The sequence below is a fragment of the Micromonospora sp. NPDC049107 genome, assembly GCF_040648595.1.
Classification (GTDB): Bacteria; Actinomycetota; Actinomycetes; order Mycobacteriales; family Micromonosporaceae; genus Micromonospora.
Window position 1 is genome coordinate 355,260 of the sequence record NZ_JBEZEC010000003.1, and the last position, 17,921, is coordinate 373,180.

Consider the following 17,921-nt stretch of genomic DNA (forward strand, 5'->3'; position numbering starts at 1 on the left):
CCACCGGCCCCCGTCTCTGCCAGGCTGGGGCATGCCCTTGAGCGCACACCACCTCAGAACGTCAGTCGCCGTGTCCGATATCGCACGGGCGGTCGCCTTCTACGAAGGCAGGCTGGGCCTGCGGGCGCTGCGGTCCGCGCCCAGCGCCCACATCCCCGACGGCAGCCGCATCTACGCCTCCGGCGGCGGACCGGCCCTCAACGTGTACCAGTCGGTCACCGCCGGGACGACCGAGGCGACGCTGGCGACGTGGTACGTCGACGACCTCGACGAGATCGTCGACGAACTCATGGCCGCCGGCGTCGACCCCGTGCGCTACGAGCAGTTCGAGCACGACCCGAAGGGGATCACCGCGCGGGCCGGAGGTGGGCGTATCGCCTGGATCCAGGACCCGGACGGCAACACGTTCGCCATCGAGGCGGATGTCTGACCGACCGCCGTTCCCCTGGCGCTGGCGCTCACAGATTCCGTTCCACCTCGGTCAGCCGGTCGCTGAGAAATGCCCGTTCGACGTCGTTGTCGGTGAGGGTCAAGGCCTCCTCGTAGGCCGTCCGGGCCTGCCGCCACTGCCCCAACTGGCGCAGGAAGTCGGCCCGGGCGGCACTCAGGTATCCGTACGTGGCCAGGGCCGGGTCGGCGAGCAGTGGGTCGAGCGCGTCGAGGCCGGCCCGGGGTCCGTCGCGCAGCCCGATCGCGACCGCCCGGTTGAGATCGACCACGGGGGAGGGCCAGATCCGGAACAGGGTGTCGTAGAGCGCGACGATCTGGGCCCAGTCGGTGTCCTGCCAGCTCGGCGCCGCAGCGTGCAGGGCGGCGATCGCCGCCTCCAACGCGTACCGCGTCGGAGGCCGTCGACGCAGCGCGTCGGCGACCAGAGCCCGGCCCTCGGCGATGAGCTGCCGGTCCCAGCGCGAGCGGTCCTGCTCGGACAGCAGCACCAGACGCCCGTCCGCGGCTCTGCGGGCGTCCTGGCGGGCGGCGTTGAGCAGGAGCAACGCGAGCAGTGCGCTGATCTCGGCGTTGGTCGGCATCAGCAGGTGCAGCATGCGGGCCAGCCCGACCGCGCTGTCCACCAGGTCCTGGCGGACCAGCTGGGCGCCGAGCGGCGCCGTGTGGCCGGTGGTGAAGATCAGGTGGACGACCTCCAGGACCGCGCTCACCCGCTCCTCCAGCTGGTCCGGGCCCGGCACCCGGTACGGGATGCGGGCCGCGGCGATCTTCTTCTTGGCCCGGGTGATGCGGGCGGCCATGGTGGCCGGCTGCACGAGAAACGCGCGGGCCACCTCGGGCGTGGACAGCCCGCACACCAGACGCAGCGTCAGGGCGACCTGGGCGTCCCGGGCCAGGGCCGGGTGTGAGCAGGTGAAGATGAGGCGCAGCCGGTCGTCGACGAGACCGTCCTCCGGCCCCGGCGTGGTCTCGTCGGCCACGAGCAGGGGCATCTTGCGACGGAACACCGACGCGCGGCGCAGGACGTCGCGGGCCCGGTTACGCGCGATGGTGGTCAACCAGGCGCCCGGCCGGTCCGGGATGCCGGTCTGCGTCCAGGTCTCCAGGGCCCGGGCGAACGCGTCCTGGGTGCACTCCTCGGCCAGGTCGAGGTCGCGGGTCAGGTGGGCCGTGGTGCTGAACACCTGGGCCCAGTCGCGGCGGTGCGCCTGGGCGACCGCCGCGACGACCTCGTCCTTCGTTCGTGGGTCGGTCACGTCAACCGTGGTCGACCACCGGGCGGATCTCCACACCGCTGTGCGACGCGCGCACCTCGGGGAGCAGTTTCGCCAACGACAGCACCTCGTCCAGGTCGGTGGCCTCGATCAGGTAGTAGCCGCCGAGCGCCTCCTTGGTCTCCAGGAACGGGCCGTCGGTCGTCGTGATCTGCCCCATCGAGTCCGAGCGCAGCGTGGTGGCCGTGGGCGACATCTCCAACTGCTTTCCGTCGATGATCTGAGTCCCAGCCTTCTCGGCGAACGCCGCGTGCGCGGCGTCGTGTGCCTTCCACTGCTCGTCGGTCATCGCCTCCCACTGCTGGGCGTCGCCGTAGATCAGAATCATGTACTTGGCCATGGCTCAAGTCCCGTCCGTGTGCCGGCCCCCTCGGTGGTGGGCCCCTACACTACGACGGCTCGGGCGGGCGGTAGATCGACAGCCATGCCGCACAGTTCGATCCTGGACTTCGCGGCGATCGGGCTACGGCTGGTTCCCGACGATGCCCTACACCTGAGCGCCCTCGTCCGACACGATCTCGACGTACCCGTCGGCGCCGTGCACCCGGATCCGCTGCCCGTTCCGGATGAGCCTGGTCGCGTCCGGCACGCCGACGACGGCGGGCAGGCCGTACTCCCGGGCGATGACCGCCCCGTGGGTCATGAGGCCACCCACCTCGGTGACCAGTCCGGCGACCGCCACGAACAGCGGCGACCAGCTCGGGTCGGTGTACGCGGTGACCAGGATGTCGCCCGGTTCCAGGTCGGCCTCGGCCAGGTCGGGAAGGACGCGGGCGCGACCCTCGACGATCCCGTCGGAGACGCCGAGACCGACAAGCGCGCCGGCCGGCACGTCATCGCGTCGGTACGCCCCGGAGATGCCCTCTCCCTCCGAGGTGAGCACCCGCGGCGGGGTGAGCCTCTGGTGCGTCCGGAACGCCTCTCTGCGCCGCTCGACGAGGTGATCGTCGATCCGGTGCGTCCGCACGAAGTCGTGCAGCTCGGCGAAGGTGAGGTAGAAGATGTCGTCGATCTGGCGCAGCACGCCCGCCCGCAGGAGGCGTTCCGCCTCCCGCAGCAGGGCCTGCTTGTACACGAGGTAGCGGCTGATGATCGCGTACTTCGGGTACTCCCGGTACCCGATGAAGGTGCGAACCCGGTCGATCATCCGTGCGGTCTCGTCGGCCTTGCGCACCCCGTCCGGCAGGGCACGCAGGCGTTCCAGCAGCTCCTCGCGCTTGCGCTGGGCCTCCTCGCGCCCCTGCGCGAAGCGCCGTGCGGCCGCGCCGCGCTCGTGCAACCTGATGTTGTCGAGGATCAGGGGTACGAGCGTGGTGGGGCGTTCGGCCCAGCGCGGCCTCGTGATGTCGATCTCGCCGACGCAGCGCATCCCGTACCGGTCGAGATAGGCCCGGATGGCGTCGCGCGCCTGGCTGCCGCCCGGCAGTCTCGGCAGCTCGTCGAGGAAGCCGTCGTCGTCGACGTCCCGCAGGAACGCCACCACCTCGGGGTACGGGCGGATCGCGTCCGCGACGTCGAGCAGCGCCAGGCCCATCTCCGACGTGATGTTGCCGGGGGCCGACAGGGTGAGGGTGTCGGCGGCGTTCCGCTCACCCAGCCAACCGGCGAGCTGTTCGTTGAGCCACCAGGTGGCCTCCATCCCCGCCATGATCGCCTGCATGCTCAATGGATCGGCGAGCAGCCGCTTGTGCTCCTCGAATGCCGTGAGCAGGAAGTCGAACAGTGCCGGTCCGGTCACCGTCGCGATGTCACGCCGCAGCGCGGCGAGGGACGTCCGGCTGCGCTCGACCAGTTCGGTGACGATGGCCGGATCGTTCTCGATCGTGGCCGGCGCGCCGCCCAGCCGGGGGACACGGGGAGCGTCGTCGGTCAGCGTCGGTACGAAGTCGGGGCGGGCGAGCAGGGTCTCCAGCGCGTCCCGGGTCAACGGATCTGACCTGCCCGCCATCTCGAGGAAGCCGGCGCGGCTCGCGGGCGACGCCAGGATTCCGGTGGCGTCCACGAAGAGCCGCCCACCGGCCTCGTGCATCGGCGCCATCGCCGTGAGCTGCCACATGGACAGCCCCAGCGGCTTCATGGCGTCGGTCATCATCTGCTGATGTCCCACGGACAGGTAGACGTGGTTCGCCCCGTCCCGGGCGGCGGCGGGTACCGGGAACAGCGTGGTGATCGGCCGGCTCTGGACGATCTGGGCGTCGCCGTCGGACAGGCACCACTCGATGTCCTGCGGGCAACCGAAGGCCGCCTCGATGCGCCGCCCCACCCGTACCAGTCGCAGGACCTGGTCGTCCGTCAGCGCCGGCTGGCCCTGCCGGTCCGCGCTGATCGTCTGTCGGTCGGTGCCGCCGCCGGGGAGGGCGTTGATGGCGAGGCGCTTGACGGCGATCGACCGGTCGACGATCGCGTCGTCGCGCACCCGGTAGGCGTCCGGGTTCACGAGCCCGGAGACCAGCGCCTCGCCGAGACCGAAGCTGGCCTCCACGGAGGCGACCTTCCGGTTGGACGTGACCGGATCGGCCGTGAACAGCACGCCGGCCGCCTGCGGGAACACCATCTTCTGCACCACGACCGCGAGGTGGACCGTCCGGTGGTCGATGCCGTTGCGCTGCCGGTAGCTGACGGCCCGCTCGGTGAAGAGCGAGGCCCAGCACCGGCTGACGTGCGCGAGGACGGCCTCCGCGCCCCGGACGTTCAGGTAGGTGTCCTGCTGGCCCGCGAAGGAGGCCGTCGCGAGGTCCTCCGCGGTGGCGCTGGACCGGACGGCGTAGGCCGTGTCGGCGCCGTGGCGGCGCAGGGCCGCGCCGATCGCCGTCACCACGTCGTCGGGCGGGACGATGGCTTCGATGATTCGGCGGATCTCCGCGCTGAGGTCGCGGATCGTGTCCCGGTCGTCCGCCGCGAGGCGCGACAGGCGGTCGAGGTGATCGGCCATCGCGGGCGCCTCGGCCACGACCCGTCGGAACGCGTCGGTCGTCACACAGAAGCCGGGCGGTACGCGGACGCCGTCGATCCGTGTCAGCGCCCCCAGTCGGGCGCCCTTGCCGCCGACGAGCGCGACCTGCGTCTCGTCGACCTCGTCGAGATCCCACACGTACCGGTCCGTCATCGCGCCACCTCGGCCCGCACGGTCGGCGTGAACACTCGCGTCCTGCACAACACACCCACGTGGTGCCCCGATTCTTCGCATCGTTCCGTCTCCGGCCGACGATTCTGCGTCACGACCGGGGTCTTGCGGCAAGGCCCCGGTCGCGATATACGTTTAAGTGGGAGCGGATACCGGTGGCGTTTTCCGGCCACGAATGAAAATCGCGAAAGAGCGGCGCGGTCCCGCCCCGAAAGCACGAGAGGGAGCTGCCGTGACAGCGGTCAGGCAAATCCTCTTCGTCCAGGGCGCCGGCCCCGGCACGTACGACGAGTGGGACAGCCGGATGGTCGACAGCCTGCGGCGCGAGCTCGGTGACTCGTACGACGTCCGCTATCCACGCCTGCCCGACGAGGGCGATCCGCGCTACGCCACCTGGAGCGCCGCCGTTCGCCGGGAGATCGCGGCCCTGGACGACGGCGCGGTCGTGATCGGCCATTCGGTGGGCGGGGCGATTCTCGCGCACGTGCTCGCCGAGCGGCCACCGGAGCGTGAGCTGGCGCTGATCGTCCTGGTCGCAGCTCCGTTCGTCGGAGCGGGCGGTTGGCCCGGCGACGAGTTCGAGTTGCCGGGCGACCTCGGTGCCAGGCTGCCGCGCGGCGTGCCGGTGCGGGTGTTCCACGGCCTCGGGGACGAGACGGTGCCGCCGTCGCACGCCGATCGTTACGCGCGGGCGCTGCCGCAGGCGCTCCTGTACCGGCTCCCGGGGCGCGACCATCAGCTCGACGACGACCTCGGCGAGGTGGCGCGGGTGATCACCCGGGACGTCGCGTCCGCACGCTGACCCCACTCCGTCAGGCGGGGCGGTGGACATCACTTTGACGGGTGTGGCTAATAGGATTAGCCTCTAGCTAAGACGATTAGCTTGGAGGCTTCGATGACCGAGTACCTGAACGTGGACGGCGGCACCCTGGCGTACGAGGTGACCGGCGCCTCCGGGCCGCTCGTCGTGCTCGCCCACGGCATGGGTGACAGCCGCGAGGCGTACCGCTTCGTTGTGCCGCGCCTGGCGGCCGCCGGCTACCGGGTGGCCGCGGTCGACCTGCGCGGTTGTGGCGAGTCGAGCGTCGGATGGCGCTCCTACAGTCGCACCGACATCGCGGGTGATCTGCTCGCCATCATCCGCCACCTGGGCGGCCCGGCCGTGCTGGTCGGTCACTCGATCTCCGGCGGGGCCGCCACCATCGCCGCCGCCCGTGCCCCCGAGTTGGTCGCCGGCGTCGTCGAACTGGCCCCCTTCACCCGCAAGCAGTCGATCAAGCTGGGTGACCTGCGGGTCTCCCGTTACCGCAGGGGCATCGCCCGGCTGCTCGGCACCGGCCTGTTCGGCAGCGTCCGGCTCTGGCGCAGCTATCTCGACGTGGCCTACCCGGGCCGCAAGCCGGCCGACTGGGCCGCCCGCACGGCCCGGATCGACGCCATGATGCGCGAGCCCGGCCGGATGGCGGCGATGCGTGGGATGGGTCGGTCGGCGCCGACCGACGCCGGGGCGCAACTGGGTAACGTCCGCTGTCCGGTCCTGATCGTCGAGGGCGCGCTCGACCCGGACTGGGCCGACCCGCGCGCCGAGGGCGAGGCCATCGTGGCCGCGCTGCCGAGCGGGCTGGGGCGGCTCGAGATGGTCCAGGGCGCGGGTCACTACCCGCACGTGCAGTACCCCGACGAGGTGGTGACCCTGTTGCTCGCCTTCCTGGGCGCGCACGCCCGCGCCTGATCGGCGGTCAGGCCAGCAGTTGCTCCCGCATCCGCGCGCCCAGGTTGAACCGTCCCACCGGATGTCCGGCGTGCGGATCGTGGACGTCGAGGCTGTTGTTGCGGCGCATCAGCGCGCGGACCGGCGGCGGCAGTCGCGGTGGGTCGTCCATGGCCGCGAGGATCTGCGCGGCGCTCGCGATCAGTCGATCGACCAGGGCTGCCCCGTCGGTGTCCACCCGCACCCGGCCGTACTCCCAGCCGGCGGTGGTGAGGTCGAGCACCTCGAACATGTGGGTCACCAGCGGCGCCGGATCGGTCACCCGATCGAGCCGGGCCGCGCGACCGCCGACCACCGCGACAGCGGCGGCCACCTGCGCGTACGGGTGGAAGCCGCAGGGCAGCGCGAACAGCGGCCAGCGCAGTCCGGGGCCGGCCTCCGACCACAGTTGCCGGTAGTTGCGCCGGTGCACGAGGAGTCGTCGGCCCGTCCGACGGTGGATGTCCTGGGCCTGCGCCCGAAGATCGAGGTGTGCCTCGTCGGCGACCTGGTGCAGGACCCGGGCCGCGACCACCAGCCCGTCGTCCCCGCTCAGCATCCCGGCCGCCGCCTCGACCTGCGCGGGGAACGGGGTCCGCGCCCGCGGGCCGTATCCGTGCTGGAGGTCTCGCAGCAGCGCCTGCTGCCGCTCCGGGTCGAGCTGGATCCGCCCGCCGCCCAGCAGCCGCTGGAGCCAACGCATGTCGCCTCGTTTCAGCAGAGCCGTCCCGAACTGTCGCCATGCTATGCGGCGGGGGATCATCGCGTGTCGCAGGGGTGTGCGGTGAAGGCGAAATCCACATTCCAGCGTGTCATTTAGTGAGGTCCATCTATATTGACGTCGATCGTCGACCGGGGACAGGATCTCGGCACCACCACCACCGCGATCTCCCTTGGGAGGCGTCATGTCCCGTCCCCGCCTGCGGCTCCTGCGGGCAGCCGCCCGAGTGGCCGCACTCGCCACGGCCACCGTCGGCGTCCTGCTCGCCGTCACCACACCCGCCAGCGCCGCGGTCCCCTCCGGCCGCTACGTCGCGCTGGGCGACTCGTACACGGCAGGTCCCCTGATCCCGACCCAGGTGGACCTCAACTGTCTACGGTCGAACCGCAACTATCCCTCCCTGGTGGCCGCGGCCGCCGGCTCGACGTCGTTCGCGGACGTGAGCTGCTCCGGGGCCACGACCGACGACATCCTCTACGGCGGCAGCGGTCAACTGGGCATCAACCTGCCGCCACAGCTCAACGCGGTCACCTCCAGCACGTCGTTGGTGACGGTGCAGATCGGCGGCAACGACATCGGCTTCTCCGGCATCATCGGCGAGTGCGCGGAGGCGAGCCTCAGCAGTCCCCTCGGCTCGCCGTGCAAGAACCGGTACACGGCCGGCGGCACCGACCAGTTGCAGGCCCGGATCGCGGCGACGGTGCCGAAGGTGACCACCGTGCTCCAGTCGATCCGCCGGGCCGCGCCCAGCGCGCGCGTCGTCGTCCTCGGCTATCCGGCGATCCTGCCCGACAGCGGGTACGGCTGCTGGCCGGTGGTCCCGATCGCCTACCAGGACGTGCCGTACCTGCGTGGCATCGAGAAGTCGCTAAACGCCATGCTGGCCAGCGCCGCGGGCGCGAACGGCGCCACCTACGCCGACGTGTACACGCCGTCGATCGGCCGGGACGCGTGCAAGAGCAGCGGCACCCGTTGGGTCGAGGGCCTGGTGCCGCAGAACTCCGCCGCGCCCTTCCACCCGAACGCCCGTGGTGAGCAGGGCATGAGCACCGCGCTGCTCGCCACCCTGAGCTGACCGCGCGCGACCGCCGCAGCCGGCCCCGCCGTACGACGGCGGGGCCGGACCGGCCGCACCGCCACGGCCGGACACTGTCGGAGGTCCGTGCCAGGATCCTCGCCGTGGATGGATGGACGTACAACGACCGCCCCGAGGGCGTCCGCTTCCTGACCGAGCGGGTCGCCGAGCCGGGTCGCGCCGAGATCGAGGCCGAGATCTGGGACTGGGTCGTGCGTGGCTACGACGACCCCGACGACTTCCTGGACTACCTCGACGGGGACGACGAGCGACACGGCGCCACCGACGACGACCTGAGGTCGGCGTACGAGAGGGCGCTGACCGCCCGGTGCGAGCAGCAGCGGGGTTGGGGCGTGGTGCGCAGCAACCTGAACCGCGCGTTCGCCGAGCTCACCGAGGCCGGCGTGGTGGCCCGGGAGAACTTCAGCTGCTGCGGCACCTGCGCGTCCGCCGAGATCCACGACGAGCGCGACGACTCGCGGCACTGGCAGGGCTACCTGTGGTACCACCAGCAGGACACGGAGTCGTTGCTCGCCAGCGAGGACGGCCAGGTCTACCTCGGCTACGGCGTCTATCCGGCGGCGGATTTCGACGAGGCCGCCTACTCGGCCCTGCCGCAGGCCGAGCAGCAGGCCCGTTACCAGGCCGACCTGGAACGCCTACTGGACGAGGTCGCCTTCCCGGTGCTCCGCCGGCACGGCATGCGGGTGGAGTGGAACCGCAGGCAGTCGCAGCGGGTCCGGGTGACCGGCGCGCAGTGGTACGCGCCCCTGCCGAGCGTCTGAGGCGGTCGCCCCGCCAGCCCTCACCGCCGCCGGTGGTCGTTGAGGCGGGCGGCCTGGCGGGTCAGGTGGTCCCGCTCGGCGAGGTTGGCCGCCTTGCGGGCCGCCTCGGCGTATAGCCGCGCCGCCGTCGCCGGGTCACCGGCGCGCTCGTGCAGGTACGCGGCCACCGCCGTGTACCGGGGCAGTGAGTCGTCCAACGCGGCGAGGGCCGCCAGCCCGGCCCGGGCACCGTCGGCCGCGCCGACCGCCACGGCGCGGTTGAGCCGGACGACCGGGCTGTCGGTCAGGCGTGCGAGCTCGTCGTACCACTCGACGATCTGCACCCAGTCGGTCTCCTCGGCGGTGGGGGCGTCGGCGTGCAGCGCCGCGATGGCGGCCTGTGCCTGGAACTCGCCGAGCCGGTCGCGGGCGAGGGCCGCCTGGAGGACGCCGACGCCCTCGGCGATGGCGGTCGTGTCCCATCGGCCGCGGTCCTGCTCCGCGAGCGGCACCAGGCTGCCGTCGGGCGCGGTCCGGCTGGGACGGCGGGCGTGGTGCAGCAGCATGAGGGCGAGCAGTCCCGCCACCTCGGGATGGTCGATGGCGACCGCGAGTTGCCGGGTGAGCCGGATGGCCTCGGCGGCGAGGTCGACGGCACCGGTGTAGCCCTCGTTGAATACCAGGTAGAGCACGCGCAGCACGGTGGTCACGTCGCCGGGCTGGTCGAACCGTACGGTGGAGACGGTGCGTTTGGCCCGGCTGATGCGCTGCGCCATGGTCGCCTCGGGCACCAGGTAGGCCTGGGCGATCTGCCGGGTGGTCAGCCCTCCGACGGCGCGCAACGTGAGCGCGACCGCCGACGACGGCGTCAGCGAGGGGTGGGCGCAGAGGAAGTAGAGCGCAAGGGTGTCGTCCACCCCGCTCGTGGGACCGGGCGTCGGCTCGGTGTCCACGACGTCCTCCCGGCGGCGACGGGCGGCGTCCGCGCGGGCGGTGTCGAGGAACCGACGCCACGCCACGGTGATCAGCCAGCCCTTCGGGTCGCGCGGCGGATCGGCCGGCCAGACGCGAACGGCCTCCACGAGCGCCTCCTGCACGGCGTCCTCGGCCGCCGCGAAGTCAGCTCCGCGGCGGACGAGAACGGCGAGCACGCTCGGCGTGAGGCTCCGGAGCAGTGCCTGGTCCATCGTGCAGGTCACTCCGTGATGGTGGGCGGCTCGGTGAGGAAGGGGCGTACCTCGAGCCACTCGTGGATCGGCTTTCCGCCCGCGCCCGGCGCCGCCGACAGCTCGCCCGCCAGCTCGACGGCGCGTTCGTAGCTGTCGACGTCGATCACCATCCAACCGGCGATGAGGTCCTTGGTCTCGGCGAACGGGCCGTCGGTGACCGGCGGACGTCCCTCTCCGTCGTAGCGGACCCAGGCCCCCTCGGGGGCGAGCGCCTGGCCTTCGATGAACTCGCCACTCTTCTCCAGCCGGGCGGCGAAGTCGTGCATGTACCGCATGTGCGCCGAGATCTCGTCCGGCGTCCACTGGTCCATCGGCACGTCGTTCACTCCGGCCGGACCGCCCCGGTAGTGCTTCAGCAGCAGGTACTTCATCGTCGTGTTCCTCCTCGCTGGCGCGACCCGTTCCGGTCGCGTTCACCCCGGGGACGACGCCGGATGGTCGTTCTCGACATCATCGCCGAAAAAATCTTGGCGATGTCGCGGTCGGCACTGCTACCGAGGACCGGGTGGCCCGGTGCTGCCCCGGACGACGAGCGCCGTACTGAGTTCGTACCGCTCCTGGGGCAGAGCGTGACCGTCGGCCAGCGTCAACGCGAGGCGGGCCGCGGTGGCCCCGATCTCGGTGAACGGTTGTCGCACCGTGGTCAGTGGTGGCGACGTCCAGGTCGCCTGGTCCACGTCGTCGAACCCGACGACGCTGAGGTCTTCGGGGATCCGCCAGCCGACGTCGTGGGCCGCCGCGTAGACGCCGAGGGCCTGCAGGTCGTTGCCGCAGACGACGGCGGTGGGTGGTTCGGGCAGGGACAGCAACTCGCGGCCGAGGTCCCGGCCGGCCACGAAGCTGAAGACCCCCTGCCGTTCGAGGCTGTCGTCGAATCCGATGCCGGCATGATCCAGCGCGGCGCGGAAGCCGTCCAGGCGAGCCCGCGCCGCCAGGTCCTGCACCGGCCCGGTGAGTACCCCGATCCGCCGGTGCCCGAGGTCGAGAAGGTGCCGGGTGGCGGCGAGGGCGCCGCTCCAGTTGTTCGACCCGACGGCGGGGGTGGGGAAGTGTTCGCCGCCCGGGTCTATGGCGACCAGCGGTATGCCCATGGCGGCCAACTGCCGGCCGTGTTCGGCGGTGACGAGAGAACAGACCGCGATGACAGCGGTCGGATGCCGCAGCAGCAGAGGCTCCATCCAGGGCAGCCCCGCCGTCACCCGGTGACGGAGGTCGACGAACCCGACCGTGCAGTGCCGCGCGTCGGCGACCTCCTGGATGCCGCGCAGGATCTCCAACGCGATCGAGGGCAGCATGTGGTGGAAGAGCACCTCGACGCAGCGGGTCCTCGCGGCGTCCTCCGGTCGACGGTAGCCGTGGTCGCGCAACAGCGCCTCCACCCGCTGCCGGGTCTGCTCACCCACCCCGGCGCGGCCGTTGAGGACCTTGGACACCGTGGGAGGGGACACTCCGGCGAGTTCGGCGATCGTGGCGACGGGCAGGTCACCCCTCAGTGGCTTGCGGGGGCGGCGCCGTCGGCTCTCGTCGCTCACACGGCGAGTCTACGGTCGCGGCACCGGTCGCTCAGCCGGCCGGACGCGCCACCGGCCGGTAGTCGAACCAGTCGAAGGCCGCGACGCCGTCGGTCACGTACATGCCGATGACCCGGCCGGTGAAGCCGCCCGCGACCTCGGTGGAGAGGTAGCGTCCGTCGAGTTCGGCCAGCAGCACCCGACCCTCGGTGCTCTCCACCTCGAACGTGATCATGTCGCTGGTGGCGGCGCGTACCCCGAAGGGTTCGTCGGTGGCGGCGAGGCCGGCGGCGGACGTCACGGTCGGCGGGTAGAGATCGTGGGTCCGGGTAGCGATCGTCAGGATGAGCGGACCACGGGGTACGTCGAGCGTCGCGAAGACCTGCCGGAACGGTCCCACCCGGCCGAGCACGCGGACGACGGCGTCCTGGACCTCGAGGTCGTAGTGGTGCGCCTCGTCGATGCGCAGGGTGAGTCCGGCCGTGCCGCCGCCCGGATCGACTCGCACGCTGGCGCGGCAGTCATGGTGGCGTTGGCGGGCCGCCACGATCGTCGCGCCGGCGCGGTCCAGCGTCGTACCGGTGGCGTGCAGGGTGAGCCATCCGGGCCGCTCGGTCAACGACCAGGCCGCGTCGGGACGGGAGCGGGGCGAGACCCACCCGGGTGCGAGGCTGGTCGTGTCGAAGTCGTCGCGGTGCGCGCCCGGATCGGGTGGGGCGGCCAGGGCCGGCGGGCTGCCGGCGGGTGCGGCGGTGACCTCTCGGACGGGGTCGATCACGGGCCAGCCGTCGACCCAGCGGACCGGCACGAGGAACGTCTCGCGTCCGAGCACGTGGAAGGGCGGCCACTGGCCCTTCGGCCGGATCCCCAGCAGGACCATCCACCAACTGCCGTCCGCAGCCTGCACCAGGTCGGCGTGCCCGGCCGCCTGGACGGGCAGGTCAGTGCTCCGGTGGGTGAGGATCGGGTTGGTCGGCGCGGGCTCGAACGGCCCCCGAGGGCTGCGGGACCGGGCGACCGAGACGGCGTGACCGGTGTGGGTGCCGCCCTCGGAGAGCAGCAGGTACCACCATTCGCCGATCCGGTACAGGTGCGGCGCCTCCGGGTACTGCCCTCCGGTGCCGGACCAGAGCGCGATCGGACCCTCCCGCACCCGGCCCGTGTCCGGGTCGATCCGGTAGCCGTCCACTCCCGAGGTCGTCAGCCAGCAGGTGCCGTCATCGTCCCAGGCCAGGGACGGGTCGACGTGCGGCAGGTCGAGGTAGACCGGCTCCGACCATGGGCCGGTGGGATCCGCCGCGGTGACGATGAGATGCCGGCCAAGGCTGACGTTGGTGGTGATCACCCAGAAGCGGCCGTCGTGGTGGCGGATGGTCGGCGCGAAGATGCCTCCGGACGCGTCGGCGTCCGGCGGGATCTGCAACTGGCTGGCACGGTCGAGGACGTTACCGATCTGTCGCCAGTGGACCAGGTCCCGGCTGTGCAGGAGCGGCACCCCGGGGAAGTACTCGAAGCTCGAGCAGACGAGGTAGTAATCCTCGCCGACCCGGCAGACGCTCGGGTCAGGGTAGAAGCCGGGTACGACCGGGTTGTCGTAGCCCGCAACGGCCGACGAGCCTGAGGACACAGCTGCCACCTCCGAGCGGTCGGTGCCGAGATGTCGCGGTTTGTTCGCGATAACATCTCGTGGCTCCGGATGGTACGAACGAGCTGCGTCGATGGCAAGGTGTCCGGGCGGCCCGCCGGTGGCGCGCCCCTGCGCGCCGATCCGAAACATGGTCGTCATCTATTGACGAGCAGCGTCGTCATCTACGAAGGTCTATGGAGGATGTATGGCGCGCCGCCGGGAGCCCGGTGCGCCGGGTCTCGGCTGTGAACGTTGCCAGAGGGTGCGAGCGGGCCGCGCCTGTTAACGCTAACAGCGAGCGCCCACCACGCGTCCCGGCCACCGCCGACCGTCCCCGCCAGGACTCGAACGGCAATCCGGCCGTGGGCACGTCCCCGCCATCGCGCCAATTCCGGCGGCGTCTCCAGCGGCGCCGTCCCCACCTGCGTGAGGTATCTGGCCTGCGCAGATTGGAGAGACCATGTCCGAAGTGACACGAAGAAACGTGCTACGCGCCGGTGCCGTGGGCGCCGGCGCCGCGCTGCTACCGGTCGCGTGGTCCGCCGTCGCCCGCGCCGGCTCGGTCGCGCCGCCGCAGGTGCTCGCCGCCAACGACATGGCTCTGTGGTACGACGAGCCGGCGGGCACCGACTGGCTCCGCGCGCTGCCGATCGGCAACGGGCGTCTCGGCGCGATGGTGTTCGGCAACGTCGACACCGAACGGCTGCAACTCAACGAGGACACCGTCTGGGCCGGCGGCCCGTACGACTCGGCCAACACCCGGGGCGCGGCCAACCTTGCCGAGATCCGGCGGCGGGTCTTCGCCGACCAGTGGACGTCGGCGCAGGACCTGATCAACCAGACGATGATGGGGAACCCGGGCGGTCAGCTCGCCTACCAGCCGGTGGGCAACCTGCGTCTCGCCTTCGGTTCCGCCAGCGGCGCGTCGCAGTACAACCGGACGCTCGACCTGACCACCGCCACCGTCACCACCACGTACGTGCTCAACGGCGTCCGACACCAGCGCGAGGTGTTCGCCAGCGCGCCCGACGGGGTGATCGTGCTCCGGTTGACCGCGGACCGCGCCAACTCGATCACGTTCAACGCCACCTTCGACAGCCCACAACGCACGACGATGTCGAGCCCCGACGCCGCCACGATCGCGGTCGACGGCATCTCCGGAGCCATGGAGGGCGTCAACGGGTCGGTGCGCTTCCTGGCGCTGGCCTCCGCCGCCGCGACGGGCGGGACGGTCAGCAGCTCGGGCGGCACCCTGCGCGTCTCCCGGGCCACGAGCGTGACCGTCCTGATCTCGATCGGGTCCAGCTACGTCAACTACCGCACCGTCAACGGCGACTACCAGGGCATCGCGCGTACCCGCCTCAGCGCCGCCCGCGGGGCGAGCTACGACCAGCTGCGCGGCCGCCATCTCGCCGACTACCAGGCCCTGTTCAACCGGGTGACCATCGACCTCGGGCGGACGGCAGCGGCCGACCAACCGACCGACGTGCGGATCGCCCAGCACGGGAGCACCAACGATCCGCAGTTCTCGGCCCTGCTGTTCCAGTTCGGCCGGTACCTGCTGATCTCCTCCTCGCGTCCGGGCACGCAACCGGCCAACCTGCAGGGCATCTGGAACGACTCGATGACGCCGCCGTGGGACTCGAAGTACACGATCAACGCCAACCTGCCGATGAACTACTGGCCCGCCGACACCACGAACCTGGCCGAGTGTTTCCTGCCGGTCTTCGACATGATCAAGGATCTGACGGCCACCGGTGCCCGCGTCGCCCAGGCGCAGTACGGCGCGGGCGGCTGGGTCACCCACCACAACACCGACGCGTGGCGGGGCGCCTCGGTCGTCGACGGCGCGTTGTGGGGGATGTGGCAGACCGGCGGGGCCTGGCTGTCCACGCTGATCTGGGAGCACTACCTGTTCACCGGCGACGCCGGTTTCCTGGCGGCCAACTATCCGGCGCTCAAGGGCGCGGCCCAGTTCTTCCTCGACACCCTGGTCGCTCACCCGTCGCTCGGTTACCTGGTCACCAACCCGTCGAACTCGCCCGAGTTGCCGCACCACTCGAACGCCAGCGTCTGCGCCGGGCCCACGATGGACAACCAGATCCTGCGGGACCTGTTCGACGCCGTGGCCCGGGCCAGCGAGGTGCTGGGCGTGGACACCACGTTCCGCTCCCAGGTGCGGACGGCGCGGGACCGGCTGGCCCCGATGAAGGTCGGCTCCCGTGGCAACGTGCAGGAGTGGCTCGCCGACTGGGTCGAGACCGAACGCAACCACCGACACGTCTCCCACCTGTACGGCCTGCATCCCAGCAACCAGATCACCAAGCGCGGCACCCCGCAGCTCTACGAGGCCGCCCGCCGGACGCTGGAACTGCGCGGCGACGACGGGACCGGCTGGTCCCTCGCCTGGAAGATCAATTACTGGGCCCGGCTGGAGGACGGAACCCGTGCCTACAAGCTCCTGAAGGACCTCGTCCGCACCGACCGGCTCGCGCCCAACATGTTCGACCTGCACCCACCGTTCCAGATCGACGGCAACTTCGGCGCGACGTCCGGCGTCGCCGAGATGCTGCTGCACAGCCACAACGGCGAGCTGCACCTGCTCCCCGCGCTGCCGAGCGCCTGGCCCACCGGCCAGGTCGCCGGCCTGCGCGGGCGCGGCGGTTACACCGTCGGCGTGGCCTGGACCAGTGGGCAGGCCGACGAGATCAGCTTCCGCGCCGACCGGGACGGCACCGTACGCCTGCGCGCCCGCCTCTTCAACGGGTCCTTCACGCTCGTCGACGTCGCCGACGGCAGCACCCCCAGCACCACCCGACCCGAAACGGATGTCGTGCAACTCGCCGTCCGCGCCGGTCACACCTACCGCGCGGCGCGGCCCGGTGTGACACCGTCACCGACGCTGACCAGCACGCCCTCGCCCACCGTCTCGCCGACCCCGAGTCCGACCGACACACCGAGCCCGATCCCGACGCCGACGCCGACCGTGTCGAGCACACCCTCGCCGTCCGGCGCGCGGGCGACGTACACGGTGACGAACGCCTGGTCGGGGGGGTTCCAGGGCTCGGTCACGGTGACCGCCGGAGCGACGGCGATCCGTGGCTGGACGGTCTCCTGGACCTTCCCCAACGGGCAGGCGATCAGCCAGATCTGGGGCGGCACGCACACCCAGAGCGGCGCGAGTGTGCGGGTGACGAACGTGGACTACAACGGGTCGTTGCCGGCCGGTGGCTCCACCACGTTCGGCTTCCTCGCCACCTCGACGGGGACCAACAACCCGCCGACCGACATCACCTGCACGACCACCTGACCCGCGCGTTCCCGCCCGCCGCCGGCCCCGCGCCGGCGGCGGGCCGGGCGTGTCGCCCAACCGTGGTCTACCCCGCCGCGCCGGCGTCCGTGCCTCGGGCCCTCGTGCGCCACCGCCATCGTCGCCACACGGCGACCACGAATGCCACGGCGACGAGGAGGGTGACGGCGCCCTTCCAGGCGCGCTCGAACCACGGTCGGTCGGTGCCGAACGCCGCCTCGCCGCTCGCCATGACCCACACGCCCACCCACGCCCACTCCCAGCCGCGCGGCCAGGAGAAATCCTGCGGCGGATCGGTGAACGCGCCGACCGCGGTGACTGCCGCACCGACGACGAAGAACAGCGGTACGCCGATATCCGTGACGAACTCCCAGGGCGACACGTCCCGATCATCGCTGGTGGGTGCACGGCCCACCAGAGCGTGCTTCAGGAGACCGCCGCGCGCACCAGCTCGACGATCCGCTTCTCCACCTCGGGGCTCCACGCGCGCAGGGCGTACGCCACCGGCCAGAAGTCGCCGTCGTCGAGGTTGGCCGGGTCCTGGAAGCCCAGCGTCGAGTACCGGTAGTTGAACTTGCCGGAGTCCTGGAAGAAGACGACGATCTTGTCGGCGGCGTTCGCGTACGCGGGCATCCCGTACCACGTCTTCGGCGTCAGCTCGGGCGCGGCGGTGGTGACCGCCACGTGCACCCGCTCGGCGAGCGCGCGGTCGTCCGGCGCCATCTGCGCGATCCGGTCGAGGACCGCCTGCAACCCGTCGGCCTTCTTGGCGCCCTTCTTGCCCTCGGCACGCAGCTCTGCCGCACGCTCCTTCATCGCGGCGCGCTCCTCAGCGCTGAAGCCGTCGGAATCGGTCCTGGAGGACTTCGCGGACATGTCGGGCTCCCTCTCGCTCGTCGTGGTTCGGCGTCGTGCCGGCCACCTGCGAAAAGGCTAGGCCCGGACAGCGCCCGGGAGCTTCTTGATTCCTGACCGGCTCGGGGCGGGGTGCGGCGGCCGGGACGTCCGGGTCGCTTCGCTGAGCGCCTATGCTCGGACCCGGGTCAGGGCGCGTCCCCGGCGGGGCAGGGATCGATTCGAGGGCGG

General features: G+C 71.5%; 16 protein-coding genes. 6 read left to right on the plus strand and 10 right to left on the minus strand.

Annotated features, from left to right (window positions below; all coding sequences use genetic code 11):
- Nucleotides 1-70 precede the first annotated feature (70 nt).
- The gene (locus AB0B55_RS09935) at nucleotides 71-430 is read left to right on the plus strand and encodes a VOC family protein (protein WP_357120562.1); all 360 of its coding nucleotides are present in this window, start codon (nucleotides 71-73) and stop codon (nucleotides 428-430) included.
- A 28-nt stretch (nucleotides 431-458) separates the two neighbouring features.
- Here the strand turns inward: AB0B55_RS09935 and AB0B55_RS09940 are convergent, their stop codons facing one another.
- From AB0B55_RS09940 to rph, 3 genes are all read right to left on the minus strand, one after another.
- Nucleotides 459-1,706, minus strand: coding sequence for a sigma-70 family RNA polymerase sigma factor (locus AB0B55_RS09940; RefSeq protein ID WP_357171481.1), 1,248 nt, complete (start codon nucleotides 1,704-1,706; stop codon nucleotides 459-461).
- 1 nt (nucleotide 1,707) lies between these two features.
- Nucleotides 1,708-2,064 carry a YciI family protein gene (locus tag AB0B55_RS09945; protein WP_357120556.1) on the minus strand — a complete coding sequence of 119 codons (357 nt, stop codon included), beginning with the start codon at nucleotides 2,062-2,064 and terminating at the stop codon, nucleotides 1,708-1,710.
- 147 nt (nucleotides 2,065-2,211) lie between these two features.
- Nucleotides 2,212-4,830 carry a rifamycin-inactivating phosphotransferase gene (rph, locus tag AB0B55_RS09950; protein ID WP_357171482.1) on the minus strand — a complete coding sequence of 873 codons (2,619 nt, stop codon included), beginning with the start codon at nucleotides 4,828-4,830 and terminating at the stop codon, nucleotides 2,212-2,214.
- A gap of 250 nt (nucleotides 4,831-5,080) precedes the next feature.
- On the opposite strand from rph, the gene AB0B55_RS09955 reads away from it, so the two are divergent.
- On the plus strand, nucleotides 5,081-5,650 hold the full coding sequence (locus AB0B55_RS09955; RefSeq protein ID WP_357120550.1) for an alpha/beta fold hydrolase: 570 nt from the start codon (nucleotides 5,081-5,083) through the stop codon (nucleotides 5,648-5,650).
- Nucleotides 5,651-5,743: 93 nt separating this feature from the next.
- Nucleotides 5,744-6,580 (plus strand): alpha/beta hydrolase, encoded by an 837-nt coding sequence (locus AB0B55_RS09960; protein ID WP_357171483.1) that lies wholly within the window; start codon nucleotides 5,744-5,746, stop codon nucleotides 6,578-6,580.
- Between the two features lie 7 nt (nucleotides 6,581-6,587).
- Here AB0B55_RS09960 and AB0B55_RS09965 read toward each other — a convergent pair whose 3' ends face one another.
- Nucleotides 6,588-7,301: a hypothetical protein gene (locus AB0B55_RS09965; RefSeq protein WP_357171484.1), complete on the minus strand. Its 714-nt coding sequence runs from the start codon at nucleotides 7,299-7,301 to the stop codon at nucleotides 6,588-6,590.
- Nucleotides 7,302-7,503: 202 nt separating this feature from the next.
- Here AB0B55_RS09965 and AB0B55_RS09970 point away from each other — a divergent pair, with 202 nt between their 5' ends.
- Nucleotides 7,504-8,394 (plus strand): SGNH/GDSL hydrolase family protein, encoded by an 891-nt coding sequence (locus tag AB0B55_RS09970; protein ID WP_357171485.1) that lies wholly within the window; start codon nucleotides 7,504-7,506, stop codon nucleotides 8,392-8,394.
- 104 nt (nucleotides 8,395-8,498) lie between these two features.
- Complete coding sequence (locus tag AB0B55_RS09975; RefSeq protein WP_357171486.1) at nucleotides 8,499-9,179, plus strand: hypothetical protein; 681 nt, start codon at nucleotides 8,499-8,501, stop codon at nucleotides 9,177-9,179.
- 20 nt (nucleotides 9,180-9,199) lie between these two features.
- Here AB0B55_RS09975 and AB0B55_RS09980 read toward each other — a convergent pair whose 3' ends face one another.
- The 4 genes from AB0B55_RS09980 to AB0B55_RS09995 all read right to left on the minus strand — a co-directional run bounded on the left by AB0B55_RS09980 (nucleotide 9,200) and on the right by AB0B55_RS09995 (nucleotide 13,525).
- Entirely contained in the window at nucleotides 9,200-10,345 is a 1,146-nt protein-coding gene (locus tag AB0B55_RS09980; RefSeq protein WP_357171587.1) for a DUF6596 domain-containing protein, read from the minus strand.
- 8 nt (nucleotides 10,346-10,353) lie between these two features.
- Nucleotides 10,354-10,758 carry a YciI family protein gene (locus AB0B55_RS09985; protein ID WP_355050483.1) on the minus strand — a complete coding sequence of 135 codons (405 nt, stop codon included), beginning with the start codon at nucleotides 10,756-10,758 and terminating at the stop codon, nucleotides 10,354-10,356.
- Nucleotides 10,759-10,878: 120 nt separating this feature from the next.
- Nucleotides 10,879-11,919, minus strand: coding sequence for a LacI family DNA-binding transcriptional regulator (locus AB0B55_RS09990; RefSeq protein WP_357171487.1), 1,041 nt, complete (start codon nucleotides 11,917-11,919; stop codon nucleotides 10,879-10,881).
- A gap of 31 nt (nucleotides 11,920-11,950) precedes the next feature.
- Entirely contained in the window at nucleotides 11,951-13,525 is a 1,575-nt protein-coding gene (locus tag AB0B55_RS09995) for a glycoside hydrolase family 43 protein (protein WP_357171488.1), read from the minus strand.
- 460 nt (nucleotides 13,526-13,985) lie between these two features.
- Between AB0B55_RS09995 and AB0B55_RS10000 the strand changes: the two genes are divergently transcribed.
- Nucleotides 13,986-16,835, plus strand: a complete 2,850-nt coding sequence (locus AB0B55_RS10000; protein WP_357171489.1) for a glycoside hydrolase N-terminal domain-containing protein — start codon at nucleotides 13,986-13,988, stop codon at nucleotides 16,833-16,835.
- A gap of 67 nt (nucleotides 16,836-16,902) precedes the next feature.
- Here the strand turns inward: AB0B55_RS10000 and AB0B55_RS10005 are convergent, their stop codons facing one another.
- Nucleotides 16,903-17,250: a hypothetical protein gene (locus AB0B55_RS10005; protein WP_357120520.1), complete on the minus strand. Its 348-nt coding sequence runs from the start codon at nucleotides 17,248-17,250 to the stop codon at nucleotides 16,903-16,905.
- An 11-nt stretch (nucleotides 17,251-17,261) separates the two neighbouring features.
- Nucleotides 17,262-17,711: a hypothetical protein gene (locus AB0B55_RS10010; RefSeq protein WP_357171490.1), complete on the minus strand. Its 450-nt coding sequence runs from the start codon at nucleotides 17,709-17,711 to the stop codon at nucleotides 17,262-17,264.
- Nucleotides 17,712-17,921 lie beyond the last annotated feature (210 nt).

Excerpts from the sequence above, each read along its gene's own strand:
- rph (WP_357171482.1), bottom strand. The coding sequence starts at position 4,830 with ATGACGGACCGGTACGTGTGGGATCTCGACGAGGTCGACGAGACGCAG.
- AB0B55_RS09985 (WP_355050483.1), bottom strand. The coding sequence starts at position 10,758 with ATGAAGTACCTGCTGCTGAAGCACTACCGGGGCGGTCCGGCCGGAGTG.
- AB0B55_RS10010 (WP_357171490.1), bottom strand. The coding sequence starts at position 17,711 with ATGTCCGCGAAGTCCTCCAGGACCGATTCCGACGGCTTCAGCGCTGAG.
- AB0B55_RS09980 (WP_357171587.1), bottom strand. The coding sequence starts at position 10,345 with ATGGACCAGGCACTGCTCCGGAGCCTCACGCCGAGCGTGCTCGCCGTT.
- AB0B55_RS10000 (WP_357171489.1), top strand. The coding sequence starts at position 13,986 with ATGTCCGAAGTGACACGAAGAAACGTGCTACGCGCCGGTGCCGTGGGC.
- AB0B55_RS09965 (WP_357171484.1), bottom strand. The coding sequence starts at position 7,301 with ATGCGTTGGCTCCAGCGGCTGCTGGGCGGCGGGCGGATCCAGCTCGAC.
- AB0B55_RS09945 (WP_357120556.1), bottom strand. The coding sequence starts at position 2,064 with ATGGCCAAGTACATGATTCTGATCTACGGCGACGCCCAGCAGTGGGAG.
- AB0B55_RS09960 (WP_357171483.1), top strand. The coding sequence starts at position 5,744 with ATGACCGAGTACCTGAACGTGGACGGCGGCACCCTGGCGTACGAGGTG.
- AB0B55_RS09970 (WP_357171485.1), top strand. The coding sequence starts at position 7,504 with ATGTCCCGTCCCCGCCTGCGGCTCCTGCGGGCAGCCGCCCGAGTGGCC.